Below are 14,181 nucleotides of genomic sequence, written 5' to 3'. Positions count from 1 at the left end.
TAAGGGGGAGGACTTTCCCCCTTTGGCTCACAATTTAATAAACGCCTTAAGTAAGAACAGGATTATTCGAGAGACACGTTGCTGAAAATATGTCTGCCTAGAGGATCAACGACATAACCTTTAACTTCTTTACGAGTGGGTTCATACACCGTGGAATGAGCCACAATCAGGGCCGGAACCTGTTCGTGCATCACAACTTGAGCCTGTTTATAAAGCTCAACACGTTTAGCATGCTCAGCAACGATTCGGGCTGGCTGAATAACATCTTCAAACGGTTTGTAACACCATTTAGAGTAGTTGGAACCTAGTTCTTTGGCTGCGCAGCTAAACAAAGTTGCGAAGAAGTTATCTGGATCACCATTGTCTCCCGTCCAACCCATCATCACAATTTGATGCTCGCCATCTTTAGCTCGCTTCAAATATTCGCCCCATTCATAGCTGACAATTTTGGCCTTAACACCAATTTTTGCCCAGTCAGCCTGGACCATTTCAGCCATACGACGGGCATTCGGGTTGTATGCACGCTGTACGGGCATTGCCCACAGATCAATGGTGAAACCACTTCCCATCCCTGCTTCTTTTAGGAGCTGTTTCGCTTTTTCTGGATCGTACTGGTAATCTTTAAGATCATTGTAGTAACCCCACATGGTTGGTGGGATCAGATTTTTAGCTTTCTGACCCGCGCCCTGATAAACCGCTTCAACGATAGCGTCTTTATTGACTGCCATCGTCAACGCCTGACGAACTTTAACGTTATCCAATGGCTTTTTAGTGACGTTGAAAGCGACATAACCGACATTCAGACCAGGCTGTTCCAGCAAAACGATATCTTTATCCTGTTTCATGCGGGCAATATCTGCTGGATTTGGATATGGCATGATCTGACATTCGTTTTTCTGTAATTTTGCATAACGAACGGATGCATCAGGAGTAATAGAGAAAACTAGCCGGTCAATTTTGGCTTTATCTCCCCAGTATTGTTTGAAGGCTTTATACAGAATGCGAGAATCTTTCTGATATTGCACCAACTGGAACGGGCCTGTACCAATTGGATTCAGATCGACTTTCTCTGGCGTACCGGCTTTCATCATCTTATCTGCATATTCTGCTGACATAATAGAGGCGAAATCCATACCTAAATCAGCCAGGAATGGTGCTTCCGGGCGGCTCAGTTCAATCCGCACAGTATAATCATCTACTTTTTCAACCTTATTGATTATCTCACTCATACCCATGCCAATGAAATATTCATAGCTGCCGCCTGACACCTTGTGGTATGGATGGCTTGTATCTTTTTGCCGCATGAAAGTGTAGATCACATCATCAGCATTAAAATCACGGGTGGGTTTGAACTCTTTATTTTCATGCCATTTAACGCCTTTACGCAGATGAAAAGTGTAAACTTTACCGTCATCGCTAATATCCCATTTTTCAGCCAAGCTCGGGATAATTTCAGTTGTACCTGTTTTGAACTCAACCAAACGGTTATACAGTGGTCTGGAGCTGGCATCATAAGTTGTGCCAGCAGTGAACAATTGAGGATTAAAGCCTTCCGGTGAGCCTTCGGAACAATAAACCAATGTTTTTGCCTGAACGCTGGCGGTTACTGCCAATGCAACTAAGCTGACCCCTAGCTTCAATAACTTCGCCCCTTTAGAGAAAGTTGTCATTTTCTTGCACTCCATTTGTGGTGGTGTTGTGTACAGTCAGAATCTGCACTTTCTGTCAGAAACTGCGCTGTTTAGGTTTTGTTTATTATTTTCAGCTTATCAATTAAACAACTGTTGTCTCTTGCGTCAATAAGATCTCAACAGATGTCACAAACAACAGGAAAACACAAAGGAAACTAATAATTAACATAGTTAGCACAAAAACATGACAACTCGCACGTTTTATAGACAAAAAGACCATAAAAAGCTCATGGATGCAGGATTAATCACTATTAACCTGTGCGCAAAAATTGTGGTTGTTTGATTAATTAGTAAACGATTATTTCACTAGAAAAGATGATAACTGGTATAAAATGCTGTGTGCCGAATAAAATCGGCACCTGAAAAGTCAATCAAATAAGTATAACATTAATAATATAAATACATACAAAAACCTGTTACTAGTTTATCTACGTTTACATCACCTCTGGTTTCATTAATTACTCCAATTTCATCACATAAAAAACAACTTCATAGAAAGAAGGTAATTTTCTTAATTCCGCTATAAAATTATTATCGGTGAATAAACCAAGACGGTGATTAATTAGACATACATTATAGACGTGCTTAATGAGTTTATAAGCCTCTCTCTTTATAACCTTGTAAAAATTCCCCAGTTCAATAATAGACATAACAGTATCACTAATTTTCCCTAAATCTGTTGTTAACTTAGTTATTATCGGTCGTAATATTCCATCTATTTATACCTCATTATACCCTTTTGTCTTTTCTTATCTTACTTAAACCAAGAATAGTTAACAAAGAAACTATAACCGAGGCTGCAATCAAACTTTCAATAGAAAACGCTATGCGTGAATCAAGATATTGAAAAAGAATCGTAAATACAGGTATTAATAGAAATAACAAAGAGACATGAAGAGGGGTAATGGCATTAATTGCCTTCAGTACGAGATAGATTGGAAGTAAGTGCCCGACAGCAACAAGAATCAACATCGGAAGAATCATATCAATATTCAAACTAAGAGAAACATCGGATAGTGAAATATAACAAAATGAAAGTATCACCATTAAGATACTTCTAACAGACAATATCTCATATGTTTGCCATTTTTCCTTGAATAATTTCTTAGAAAAAATAGTGTATAATACCGTTCCTACAGCACCAATTATCACACTAACAATGCCAATAATCCTATCCTGAGTTGAGGTTGATGATAATCCACTATTTCCTAAAAATGTATTCACTAGCATCACACCTACCCCAATGAGAACTAACCAAGATATGACGACTTCTAATTTTTCTGTTTTTGCCTCGTCTTTATCGATAAAAGATGAAAGGAGGATTGTTATCGCAGGGCCACAAGCCACTGAAGCAACACCCACTATTGCAGGCTCAAGAAAACGTAGCGAAATGATTAATCCCCCCCAATTTAATAGAATTGAGATATTAACAATTAACACCAATAAGGTGTTCTTGCGGACCTTCACAATTAATTGATCAATCCCTTTGAAAATACTTATCATCATAAATAATAAAGTAGATGATATAAAGCAATAAAAGATAACAATAGCTGAATTTATCGATTGCGTTAAATACGCAACAAACACATCAAATGCTGCACTGATGAGGCAAAAAATAACCCCATATATTACGCCATTATATGAAGACATATATCACCTATTATTTTATTATTCCAAAAATTAAATTTCCGATATTGAACTGATTTTATTATTGCAAATTTATCTTTAATCTCCGCACTTCCTGTACTTAACGTATTATCAATAATAGAGACGCAATCACCCAACTTAATGCCATTGAGATCCATTTTTCCTTCAAAATGTTCAGAACTGATCTGTACAACAGTATTATTCATCTCATTCAAACAATAGGGATACCATCCAGCCATTGCTAATAGTATTCCTGTAAAGAGAGAGATAGCTGTTGCCAGTGACATTCACACTTCGAAAATACTCGACTACCGTTTATTCTAAACTTATTAATTTCGAGTAAAAGCGTGTTACCTATATCACTTAATTTCACAGTTATATTCCATTCAATGTTTATAGAAGATAATATTCATACACCATTCTTATCTTTTTTCAAACAAGTCATTCAATGAATGAGATATATTTCTCAGATGGATGAATTAAATGTCATTGATAGTAATTAAATGTTATTTTTTACTATGATATTATTAGTCGAATCCACCTTTTTTTAATTATTTGTTTTTTAAGTATTTAATTTATCTACCAAAGCCTATAAGTTTACGGACGAAAAATAGTTACAGGCTCCTGACATTATTCTAGCCATATAAACAGAATATTTGTTAATATACTCAAATAAATTCGCCACGTGACTAATATGGCGAAGCATATTGACGTAAAGTTAAAAATACAGTATTAGGTGTTGTTATCTGAACAGCCTTCTTATTAGAAATCTCCAAGGATGATGATGCATTTTTATATCCGATTTTCTTCTCACTTTTTCAACAGTAGCCAGAATTGGTCAAGACTCATTTAGCATCAATTCGTTTATCGGCTCGAAATGTAGTTTATCTAACTCTGATTTTCGATAATCTTTGACATTTTTACGAGATTAAATTATATCAAATTTATGTATAAATATTTTAATGGAGATGTAATAAATCTATATAAAAATTAAACAATTTATACCAAGATTATGTGCGATTACATTAAAAAATGGAAAGTCAATGGAAATGTTATCTACTGAAAAAAAATACTTAAAAAAAACGAACAATCAAATATTACCAGTCCATTCAACATTGCTGCACGAGAATTCACCATCATTTACTGTCCAAGGTGAAACCTCTCGTTGTGACAAAATTATTCAAAAAGGTGATCACGCGCTAATAGGGATAAGCCCCTTTAACTCCCGTTTTTCAAAGGACTATGTAGTGGACCTTATTCAGTGGTCAAGTCATTATTTCCGACAAGTTGACATATTGTTACCTTGTGAACGTGAAGCTTCACGCCTTTTAGTCGCTGGTGGAGCTGAGAATGCTAAGGCTATCAAGAAAACACAGCGCGAAATTAGACGTCATTTATGTAACCTTGATTATGCTATTTCCACAGCAATGTTAAAAAGTAAGCAAATCAGAGTTATTCAATTTTGTGACTTTGCACTAAACCATGACTACCAATCTCTTAAAACACAAGTTGAAAACGCGTTTAATGAATCAGAATCTTTTAAAAAAATCTGCCTTAATATGGCCTTTCAAGCCATAAAAGGGAGACTAAAAGGTACCGGACAATACTTTGGTCCAATTGACCTAAAATTAGTATATAAAGCGTTACCATATATTTTCGCTGAAATTCCCTTTTACCTCGATACCCCTCGATTACTTGGGGTAAAGTATTCTACGTTACTTTATCACCGTCCTTGGCCAATCGGAAAAGGGTTGTTTAACTGTAGTTATCCTATACAAGTAGGAGATAGACAAAGTTACGGAATCGTCACTCAACCATAAAATACAAATAATCTGATGAAATAGTAATTGTATTTAAAGTTAATAAGCTCTTAGTACCAAATATCTTTAGAAAGGAAGCAAAATAATGGCTAAATTAAGTTCTTTTAGTATTCACGATCCCAAGTTCATAAAAAATCCTTATGATTTTTACGACATTTTGCATAAACAAGATTTAGTTTATTTTGAACAATCCCAAAACAGCTATTTTATTGGCAAATATGAGGATGTTGACGCTATTTTAAAATCCTCAATTTTCAATACTAAGCCATTAACTGCACTTGCCGAACCGGTTATGGGGGATCGCGTTCTTGCTCAAATGGAAGGTGAAGAGCATGCGTGTAAACGCAAACTCATAATGCAAGGACTTTCAAGAGATTATTTTAATCGCTACTACGAACCCATGATTCGAAAGATTACTGAAGATCTCTTACAACCTTATATGGAAAAAGGAAATATAGATATTGTTAATGACTTTGGCCGCGATTATGCCGTATTAGTAACATTAGGTATTCTCGGACTGCCAAGTGATAACTATCGTGATATAGCTGAATGGCACAAGGGTATCGCTAGTTTTATTACCCAGTTTGACCAAACAGAACCAGAAAAAATGCACAGTCTTGAATGTAGTCAGAAATTAATTCGCTTACTAAAGCCTATAATAGATCAGAGACGGTGTAATCCCAGTGAGGACATTATATCTATATTTTGTCAAGATACAGCGATGTCCATGAGTGAAATTACAGCACTGTGTTTAAACATTCTATTAGCTGCTATAGAACCTGCTGACAAGATATTAGCAATGATGCTTAATCACTTAATATCTAATCCAAGTATGCTTGATACAGTGCTCAAAGATCGCAGTCTGGTTCGAGATGCATTTGAAGAAACTTTACGTCTGACATCACCGGTACAGCTAATTCCAAGAGAAACGGGTGAAGACGTCACTATTTCTGGTATCGATATACCTAAAGGCGCTGTAATATTTTGTATGATTGGCGCAGCTAATCGCGATCCATCGGTTTTTCACAAACCAAATGAATTTGATCTATATCGAAGAAAAAATACAACTTCTCAACAGAAAGCAAATCGAAAAAGGCATTTAGCTTTTGGTGCAGGTACTCATGCCTGTGCTGCGGCTGCATTTTCACTCAATCAGTTGGAAGTTTCATCCAATATTATTTTGGATCGCCTGCACAATTTACGTTTTGCTAGTAATGATCATTATCAAGAAACAGGAGTGTATACACGAGGACCTTCTAAACTCCCTTTGAGTTTTGATCCAATAGCATCGTCTGCTGTCAAGGAATAGTCGCCCTTATCTGAAAATCACTATGGAAGCGATGGAATAGGAACATAAAGTTCATATTGTGGTGTAACGACGCCTATCAGCGGCATAATAGTGAATATGTGGAACTTCTGGAAAAACATCAGGCTTGTGTGAAATCGCTCAGAAGATCCATCTGGAATACTGTTAAGGGATGCCGGAAGTGAGTATCCCTTGAAACAATCAGGAGATACCTACATTTTATTATCAAAAAGAGGTGACTCATGAAGTCAATAATAAAGTAAATTAAACGGGCTACCTGATACATTGACACCTTGATGATCAAGGTATACGATGCCGTTATGAACAAGCCAAAGAAAACACTTAACACTGTTGGACGAACGACAGTGGACTACACTGATAGAATGTATTGGAATGGCATCATTAAGATGAGTTTATCCAAATTTTTCATTCTCAGTGTTCTACAACAACGGCCTATGCACGGTTACGAAATTGCCCGTGAGGTTGAACGTTCTACCCAAGGGTGTTGTTCACCTACCGAAGGTACAATTTATCCGGTGCTGCGTGAATTTGAGCAGGGAGAGTATGTAACGGTACACAATGAAACCGTTGCAGGTCGTGGACGTAAAGTATACACATTAACAGATAAAGGGCGGACAGCTTTTACTGTCGCTGTAGAAGCTTGGATGGAAGTCGCCGCACATATCAATCGTCAGCCATGACGATTTTTTTTGACTTAATACATTGTACATCTATGCATTGATCAGAAATATGAGGAATCTATTGTAAATCTGGCGCCAAATTACCGAAACGTAATATCAGCCTATTAATGATTTAATTTGGAGGAAATAAATATGAACGAACAATCGATTAAACAGCGAATCGAAGACATACAACACTATTATGGCAAAACCCTGTCTAGTAGAGAGGATCTTGTTATAAATGTATGCACTGTGGACAACACCACTTCAGACAGAATCAAAGAAATTCTTAAGCTTATTCATCCTGATGTACAGAAGCGTTTTTATGGTTGTGGTACGCCTTTTCCTCCCTTGCTAGAAGGAACGACAGTATTAGACTTGGGATGTGGGAGTGGGCGTGATTGTTTTATTCTGTCTCACCTTGTAGGTACCGAGGGTAAAGTTATTGGTATTGACGCAACAGCAGAACAAATCGAATTTGCCCAGCGTTTTGTGGATTACCATCGTCAAATCTTTGACTATTCATCCACCAATGTGCATTTTCAGCAAGGCTATATCGAGTCACTAGAACAACTTAATTTACCACCTGAAAGTATAGACGTTATCGTTTCAAACTGTGTCATCAATCTATCTGTATCTAAAGCAAGTGTGTTGGCTGGTATGGCCCGTTTACTCAAATCGGGTGGTGAAATCTATTTTTCTGACATTTTTTTAGATAGAAGACTGGACCAATCACTGAAAAATGACCAACAAATTGTTTGTGAGTGTATCGGTGACGCATTGTACTTTGAAGATTTCATACGGCTAGCAAGAACAGCCGGTTTTAATGATGTTCGTGTCATTAATAGCAGTTTGAAATCCATAAACAATAAGGAGATTGAGGAAAAACTAGGCGGTGCAAAACTGTATTCAATGACGCTGAGGCTGTTCAAATTAGATTTAGAAGACCGTTGTGAGGATTATGGTCAAGTTGCCATTTACAAAGGCAATTTACCAGATGCACCGGATCAGTTTGTGCTTGATCGAGAACATATTTTTGAGACAGGCAGAGTAGTCCCTGTATGCCGCAATACTGCCGATATGATCACCAAAAGCCGTTACCATACGCTTTTTGATTTAATGGGTGACGGGAAGAAACATTACGGTCTTTTCAACGGTGGAAGGCCGCAGCATTTTGATGCTGATGGCAAAGTTATGCAAATTTATGCACCAAGTGGCTGTGGTTGTTAGAGTAAATGCTTCCAAATAGCAAAAAGCCTTGCAGCAAGGACTGTAAGGCTTCTCTATTTCTTTAAGTCTGCGGCTTATTTGACAGCCCCAAACTCTAAATTGGTCGGCGAGAGAGGATTCGAACCTCCGACCCACTGGTCCCAAACCAGTTGCGCTACCAAGCTGCGCTACTCGCCGAAAACGAGGCGAATCTTACTGCGCTCGCTACAGGCCGTCAATACCTTTTTGATAATCATAGGTTAGTTGCTGATAAAAACAACTGAACCTCAGTTATGTCGCACTTTCTCACAGATTTCACATCACGCTTAAATTGACTTGAATATCTTGGCTGACGCATCAGATACCAAGCTGATCGAATAAATCGTCAGCATCCTTTGCTTGATGAATGTCTTCACCACGATCACTCTTAGCCAAAGTTTCGGCAGTCAATTTATTAGAGGTATTAAGTTCCGGCTATCGCATTTCACAACAGCCGGAATTGACTATTTCAGGTCATTATTGCAGTAACGAAATATCCGCAACTCTCAGGAACAGGTCCCGCAATTCACTTAACAAAGTTAAGCGATTCACGCGCACCTGCTGGTCTTCATCCATTACCATTACATTGTCGAAGAAAGCATCGACAACTTCACGCAGAGAAGCCAATTCAATCAGTGCTTCCTGATAGCGCCCTTCGGCAAACAAAGGCGTCAGCTTACCCTGTAAAACTATCAGATGCGTTGCCAGTTTCACCTCTTCTGGCGCTTTCAACGCAGAAACATCTACTTTCTCGTTCAATGTCTCTTCAGACTTAGCCAGAATGTTAGAAACGCGCTTATTCGCCGCGGCCAACGCTGCGGCTTCATCCAATGTACGGAAATGAGTGACCGCTTTAACACGGGCATCGAAATCAGCGGGTTGCGTTGGACGACGCGCCAATACAGCCTGAATGGTATCAATGCTGTAACCCTGCTCCTGATACCATGCACGGAAACGGCCAAGCATAAACTCAACCACGTCATCAGTGACTTTGGCATTCGTCAGCTTGTCGCCATACAGACGAACCGCTTCTTCTGTCAGTGTCTGCAAATCCAACGGCAGTTTTTTCTCAACGATAATACGCAAAGCCCCCAGCGCAGCACGACGCAACGCAAATGGATCTTTATCCCCTTTCGGATACTGGCCAATGCCAAAAATACCCGCCAGAGTATCCATTTTGTCTGCAAGGGCTAATGCACAGGAAACACCCGTAGAAGGCAGCTCATCACCGGCAAAACGCGGCTGATACTGCTCATTCAGCGCCAGAGCGATATCTTCCGCTTCACCGTCATGACGAGCGTAATGCATTCCCATCACACCCTGAGTATCAGTGAACTCGAACACCATATTGGTCATCAGGTCACATTTGGACAACAGACCCGCACGGGTGGCGTAATTAACATCAGCCCCAATCTTCTCTGCAACCCAACCAGCCAAAGCCTGAATACGATCCGTCTTATCGCGCAAAGTACCAAGCTGTTTCTGGAACAGAACGGTTTCCAAACGTGGCAAGTTGTCTTCCAAACGCTGTTTACGATCCGTCTTAAAAAAGAATTCCGCATCAGCCAGACGAGGACGAACCACTTTTTCGTTACCAGAAATGATTTGTTGTGGATCAGAAGATTCAATGTTGGCAACAAAGATAAAGTTCGCCATCAACTTGCCCGCATTGTCGTAAACCGGGAAGTATTTCTGGTCACCTTTCATGGTGTAAACCAATGCTTCGGCTGGTACTTCGAGGAATTTCTCTTCAAATTTCGCCGTCAGCACAACCGGCCATTCAACCAATGAAGCGACTTCTTCCAACAAGCTGTCACTGATATCCGCAATGCCACCCAGTTTAACCGCCGCTTGTTCCACATCCTGTTTAATGAGCGCCTTACGGGTTTCATAATCCGCGATCACTTTACCGCGTTGCTGCAAAATTGCCGGATACTGTTCCGCATTGTCAATCGTGAATTCAGGCTCACCCATAAAACGATGACCACGAATGACACGCGCGGATTTGATACCCAGAATGTCACCTTCAATCAGTTCATCACCAAACAACATGGTAACGGTATGCACCGGGCGAACAAACTGAGTCTCTTTATCGCTCCAACGCATTAATTTAGGTATCGGCAACTTACTCAGCGCGTGATTGACCATACCCGACAATAGCTCTGTTGCACGGCGGCCTTTTACCAGCGCGCGATACAGTAACCATTCGCCTTTATCTGTCACCAAACGTTCAGCCTGAGAAGCCGCAATACCACAGCCACGAGCCCAACCTTCAGCCGCTTTTGTCGGTTTACCCTCCGCATCAAATGCCTGAGCAATCGCCGGGCCACGTTTTTCTACTTCACGGTCAGCCTGCGCTTCATCCAGATTGGCGATTTTCAGTGCCAGACGACGCGGCGTTGCAAACCAGCTCACTTCACCATACGCTAAATTCGCGTTATCCAACTCCACCGCAAAATTAGCAGCAAATGCTTCAGCCAGTGAACGAAGAGCCTTCGGCGGCAACTCTTCTGTGCCGATTTCCACCAGGAAAGTCTGTTGAGTCATGACAGCCTCTTAGTTCTGATTCTTTTTACACATAGGGAAGCCCAGTGCCTCGCGGGAGGCATAATAAGCTTCAGCAACAGCTTTGGTCAGGGTGCGGATACGCAGGATATAGCGCTGACGTTCAGTCACCGAGATAGCTTTACGGGCATCCAATAAGTTGAATGTATGACCCGCTTTGAGAATACGTTCATAAGCTGGCAATGGTAGCGGCGTTTCCAGCGCCAGCAGCTCCTGAGCTTCTTTTTCATATTGCTCGAAGCAGCTAAACAGGAAATCAACATCCGCATACTCAAAGTTATAAGTAGATTGTTCTACTTCATTCTGATGATAAATATCACCATAAGTGGTTTTACCCAACGGACCATCGGACCAAACTAGGTCGTAAACACTGTCCACGCCCTGGATATACATCGCCAGACGCTCAAGACCGTAAGTAATCTCGCCGGTTACTGGCTTACACTCAAGGCCGCCTACCTGTTGGAAGTAAGTAAACTGAGTCACTTCCATCCCGTTAAGCCACACTTCCCAGCCCAATCCCCAAGCACCTAACGTTGGGTTTTCCCAGTTATCTTCAACAAAACGGATATCGTGAACTGTCGGGTCCAACCCCAATTCTTTCAGCGAACCCAGATATAATTCCTGAATATTGTCTGGTGACGGCTTAATAATGACCTGAAACTGATAGTAATGTTGTAAGCGATTCGGGTTTTCACCATAACGGCCATCTGTCGGACGACGGGAAGGTTGCACATAAGCCGCCGCAATTGGCTCCGGGCCAAGTGCACGCAGGCAAGTGATTGGATGAGAAGTGCCCGCGCCGACTTCCATGTCCAGTGGTTGGACAATGGTGCAGCCCTGGCGCGCCCAATAATCCTGTAAGGTCAGGATCAGCCCCTGAAAGGTCTTGGTATCAAACTTTTGCATGTTGGATCCGCACGCGATACATATGAATTTGAAAGGAAGTCGGTCAGTATACCCTTTGACCTTAAGATATACAGCCCTGAATTCGCTCTCAATTCCGCCCTGAAATAAAAAAATCTTAATCTGGCTATTTTGCTTGTATATATATACAGTTAAAGTACAGTCAATTATTAACCATCAACATCGGGAATAATCATCATGGAACTAACACGCTGTAATTGGGTGACCTCTGATCCTGAATATCTGGCTTACCATGACAATGAATGGGGAAAACCACAAGAAAATAGCCAAAAGCTGTTTGAAATGATTTGTCTGGAAGGCCAGCAATCCGGGCTATCATGGCTGACTATCCTGAAAAAACGTGAGGGCTATCGCCAATGTTTTCATCAGTTTGATCCGGTAAAAATTGCCGTCATGGATGAAAATGATGTGGCACGGCTGATGCTTGATCCTGCTATTGTCCGCAATCGCGCCAAAATTAACGCTATTATCAACAATGCGCGGGCATATCTTAAAATGCAACAACAGGGTGAAGAATTCAGCATCTTTATCTGGCGTTTTGTTGATAACAAACCGATTGTTAATCAGTGGAAAACCATCACAGAGGTGCCGGTAAAAACAGATCTTTCAGATGAGTTATCACAAGCACTGAAAAAAAGGGGGTTCAAATTTATCGGCAGTACCACTTGCTATGCATTTATGCAGGCAACAGGCTTGGTCAATGACCATATAACTGACTGTTTATGTAGAAAATAAATTCAGTGAATTACAATAGCCCCAAGATTAACACCAATAATAAAACTGGATATTAACCAAACATTTAGCTCTTTATTTTAAATGTTAAATTAAATGCCATATTAAATAATTAATAGTCATAATTTTCCAGATTGCACCTCGATAATGCGAAGGGTATGGTGTTATTTCTTCTAATTTAAATAACACACCGACAACGAACACGGCTATGATTTTTTCTCAATTCGGTAACAAGTTTACACAAGACGCAGGTATAACCCGCCTGATGAATGACCTTAATCAAGGGTTGCGGACACCTGGTGCAATTATGCTGGGCGGTGGTAATCCTGCACATATCCCGGAAATGGATGACTATTTTCAGCAATTACTGACTGAAATGGTCGCAAGCGGCCAACTCACGGAAACACTATGCAACTATGATGGCCCTCAGGGTAAAGATACGCTAATTCGAGCATTGGCAGAGATGCTACGCGAAAAACTTGGCTGGGAAATTGGTACACAAAATATTGCCCTGACCAATGGCAGCCAGAGCGCATTTTTCTATCTGTTTAACCTGCTGGCCGGGCGCAGTGAAGATGGCTCTACCCGTAAGGTACTATTTCCACTGGCACCGGAATATATTGGTTATTCTGACTCAGGGCTGGATGAAGGCTTATTTGTTGCCAATAAACCCAATATTGAATTATTGCCAGAAGGCCAATTCAAATACCGTGTTGATTTTGACCATCTCAATATTACCGAAGATATTGGCCTGATCTGTGTTTCTCGCCCAACCAACCCAACGGGTAACGTCATCACTGACGAAGAATTGCAACGGCTGGATTATCTGGCTCAACAACACCAGATTCCATTACTCATTGATAATGCTTATGGCGTGCCATTCCCAGGTATTATTTTTAGCGAAGCTACACCATTGTGGAACCCTAATACTATTCTGTGCATGAGTCTATCCAAATTAGGGCTGCCCGGTTCACGCTGCGGAATCATTATCGCTAACGATAAAATCATCAATGCCGTCAGTAATATGAATGGTATCATCAGCCTTGCGCCGGGCGGTGTCGGCCCCGCAATGGCATTGGAAATGATCCGTCGCAATGACCTGCTTCGTTTGTCACAGAACATTATCCGCCCGTTCTATCAACAACGGGTTCAGGACGTGATTCAGATTATCCGTCGTTATCTGCCGGTAGAACTTTGCCTTATCCATAAACCAGAAGGCGCCATTTTTTTGTGGCTGTGGTTTAAAAATCTGCCGATAACCACAGAAACACTTTATCAAAGACTGAAAAAACGTGGTGTGTTAATGGTTCCAGGTCACTATTTCTTCCCCGGACTGGAACAAGACTGGCCGCATGCTCATGAATGCATGCGTATGAATTATGTTCCTGATCCGGAAAGTATTGCAAAAGGGATTGCGATTCTGGCAGAAGAAATTGAGCAGGCACATCAGCAAGCAGCCTGAAATCAATGTAATCAAATCAATAATGTAATTAAATCAATATAGTAAAAAAGCTCCTGCCCGGAAATGCAGGAGCAAAATGATAACGAGGACTTTACATAATTATTTT

Annotated in this window: 10 protein-coding genes, 1 tRNA gene and 1 pseudogene; 6 read left to right on the top strand and 6 right to left on the bottom strand. The window is 40.6% G+C overall.

Features of this window, described 5'->3' with window-relative positions:
* Positions 1–62 precede the first annotated feature (62 nt).
* The 3 genes and pseudogenes from dppA to ACGF5R_RS05650 all read right to left on the bottom strand — a co-directional run.
* Positions 63–1,670 (bottom strand): dipeptide ABC transporter periplasmic-binding protein DppA, encoded by a 1,608-nt coding sequence (gene dppA / locus ACGF5R_RS05660; protein WP_112878599.1) that lies wholly within the window; start codon positions 1,668–1,670, stop codon positions 63–65.
* A 750-nt stretch (positions 1,671–2,420) separates the two neighbouring features.
* Positions 2,421–3,341: an EamA family transporter gene (locus ACGF5R_RS05655; RefSeq protein ID WP_112878601.1), complete on the bottom strand. Its 921-nt coding sequence runs from the start codon at positions 3,339–3,341 to the stop codon at positions 2,421–2,423.
* A gap of 44 nt (positions 3,342–3,385) precedes the next feature.
* A pseudogene (locus tag ACGF5R_RS05650) lies at positions 3,386–3,619 on the bottom strand (adenine phosphoribosyltransferase); the annotation flags it as partial.
* Between the two features lie 762 nt (positions 3,620–4,381).
* Between ACGF5R_RS05650 and ACGF5R_RS05645 the strand changes: the two are divergent.
* From ACGF5R_RS05645 to ACGF5R_RS05630, 4 genes are all read left to right on the top strand, one after another.
* Entirely contained in the window at positions 4,382–5,158 is a 777-nt protein-coding gene (locus ACGF5R_RS05645) for a tRNA-dependent cyclodipeptide synthase (RefSeq protein WP_240000750.1), read from the top strand.
* Positions 5,159–5,243: 85 nt separating this feature from the next.
* A complete protein-coding gene (locus tag ACGF5R_RS05640; RefSeq protein WP_112878603.1) occupies positions 5,244–6,467 on the top strand; it encodes a cytochrome P450, cyclodipeptide synthase-associated in 1,224 nt (407 codons plus the stop codon).
* A gap of 317 nt (positions 6,468–6,784) precedes the next feature.
* Positions 6,785–7,165 carry a PadR family transcriptional regulator gene (locus ACGF5R_RS05635; RefSeq protein ID WP_205068649.1) on the top strand — a complete coding sequence of 127 codons (381 nt, stop codon included), beginning with the start codon at positions 6,785–6,787 and terminating at the stop codon, positions 7,163–7,165.
* A gap of 132 nt (positions 7,166–7,297) precedes the next feature.
* Positions 7,298–8,374, top strand: a complete 1,077-nt coding sequence (locus tag ACGF5R_RS05630) for a methyltransferase domain-containing protein (RefSeq protein WP_387690046.1) — start codon at positions 7,298–7,300, stop codon at positions 8,372–8,374.
* 100 nt (positions 8,375–8,474) lie between these two features.
* Here the strand turns inward: ACGF5R_RS05630 and ACGF5R_RS05625 are convergent.
* The 3 genes from ACGF5R_RS05625 to glyQ form a co-directional block, all read right to left on the bottom strand.
* A tRNA-Pro gene (locus ACGF5R_RS05625) sits at positions 8,475–8,551 on the bottom strand.
* A 318-nt stretch (positions 8,552–8,869) separates the two neighbouring features.
* Positions 8,870–10,939, bottom strand: a complete 2,070-nt coding sequence (glyS, locus tag ACGF5R_RS05620) for a glycine--tRNA ligase subunit beta (RefSeq protein ID WP_387690044.1) — start codon at positions 10,937–10,939, stop codon at positions 8,870–8,872.
* A 9-nt stretch (positions 10,940–10,948) separates the two neighbouring features.
* Positions 10,949–11,863, bottom strand: coding sequence for a glycine--tRNA ligase subunit alpha (gene glyQ, locus ACGF5R_RS05615; RefSeq protein ID WP_112878606.1), 915 nt, complete (start codon positions 11,861–11,863; stop codon positions 10,949–10,951).
* A gap of 195 nt (positions 11,864–12,058) precedes the next feature.
* On the opposite strand from glyQ, the gene ACGF5R_RS05610 reads away from it, so the two are divergent.
* Positions 12,059–12,616, top strand: a complete 558-nt coding sequence (locus tag ACGF5R_RS05610) for a DNA-3-methyladenine glycosylase I (RefSeq protein WP_387690042.1) — start codon at positions 12,059–12,061, stop codon at positions 12,614–12,616.
* Positions 12,617–12,821: 205 nt separating this feature from the next.
* A complete protein-coding gene (locus ACGF5R_RS05605) occupies positions 12,822–14,075 on the top strand; it encodes a valine--pyruvate transaminase (protein WP_387690040.1) in 1,254 nt (417 codons plus the stop codon).
* Positions 14,076–14,181 lie beyond the last annotated feature (106 nt).

The sequence above is a fragment of the Photorhabdus sp. RM71S genome (assembly GCF_042879355.1).
Lineage (GTDB): Bacteria > Pseudomonadota > Gammaproteobacteria > Enterobacterales > Enterobacteriaceae > Photorhabdus > Photorhabdus kayaii.
This window is presented reverse-complemented; position numbering and strand designations above follow the sequence as displayed.

What these genes read in the sequence shown, in the direction of transcription:
- dppA (WP_112878599.1), bottom strand. Translation starts at nt 1,670, where the DNA reads ATGACAACTTTCTCTAAAGGGGCGAAGTTATTGAAGCTAGGGGTCAGC.
- ACGF5R_RS05655 (WP_112878601.1), bottom strand. Translation starts at nt 3,341, where the DNA reads ATGTCTTCATATAATGGCGTAATATATGGGGTTATTTTTTGCCTCATC.
- ACGF5R_RS05645 (WP_240000750.1), top strand. Translation starts at nt 4,382, where the DNA reads ATGGAAATGTTATCTACTGAAAAAAAATACTTAAAAAAAACGAACAAT.
- ACGF5R_RS05640 (WP_112878603.1), top strand. Translation starts at nt 5,244, where the DNA reads ATGGCTAAATTAAGTTCTTTTAGTATTCACGATCCCAAGTTCATAAAA.
- ACGF5R_RS05635 (WP_205068649.1), top strand. Translation starts at nt 6,785, where the DNA reads ATGAACAAGCCAAAGAAAACACTTAACACTGTTGGACGAACGACAGTG.
- ACGF5R_RS05630 (WP_387690046.1), top strand. Translation starts at nt 7,298, where the DNA reads ATGAACGAACAATCGATTAAACAGCGAATCGAAGACATACAACACTAT.
- glyS (WP_387690044.1), bottom strand. Translation starts at nt 10,939, where the DNA reads ATGACTCAACAGACTTTCCTGGTGGAAATCGGCACAGAAGAGTTGCCG.
- glyQ (WP_112878606.1), bottom strand. Translation starts at nt 11,863, where the DNA reads ATGCAAAAGTTTGATACCAAGACCTTTCAGGGGCTGATCCTGACCTTA.
- ACGF5R_RS05610 (WP_387690042.1), top strand. Translation starts at nt 12,059, where the DNA reads ATGGAACTAACACGCTGTAATTGGGTGACCTCTGATCCTGAATATCTG.
- ACGF5R_RS05605 (WP_387690040.1), top strand. Translation starts at nt 12,822, where the DNA reads ATGATTTTTTCTCAATTCGGTAACAAGTTTACACAAGACGCAGGTATA.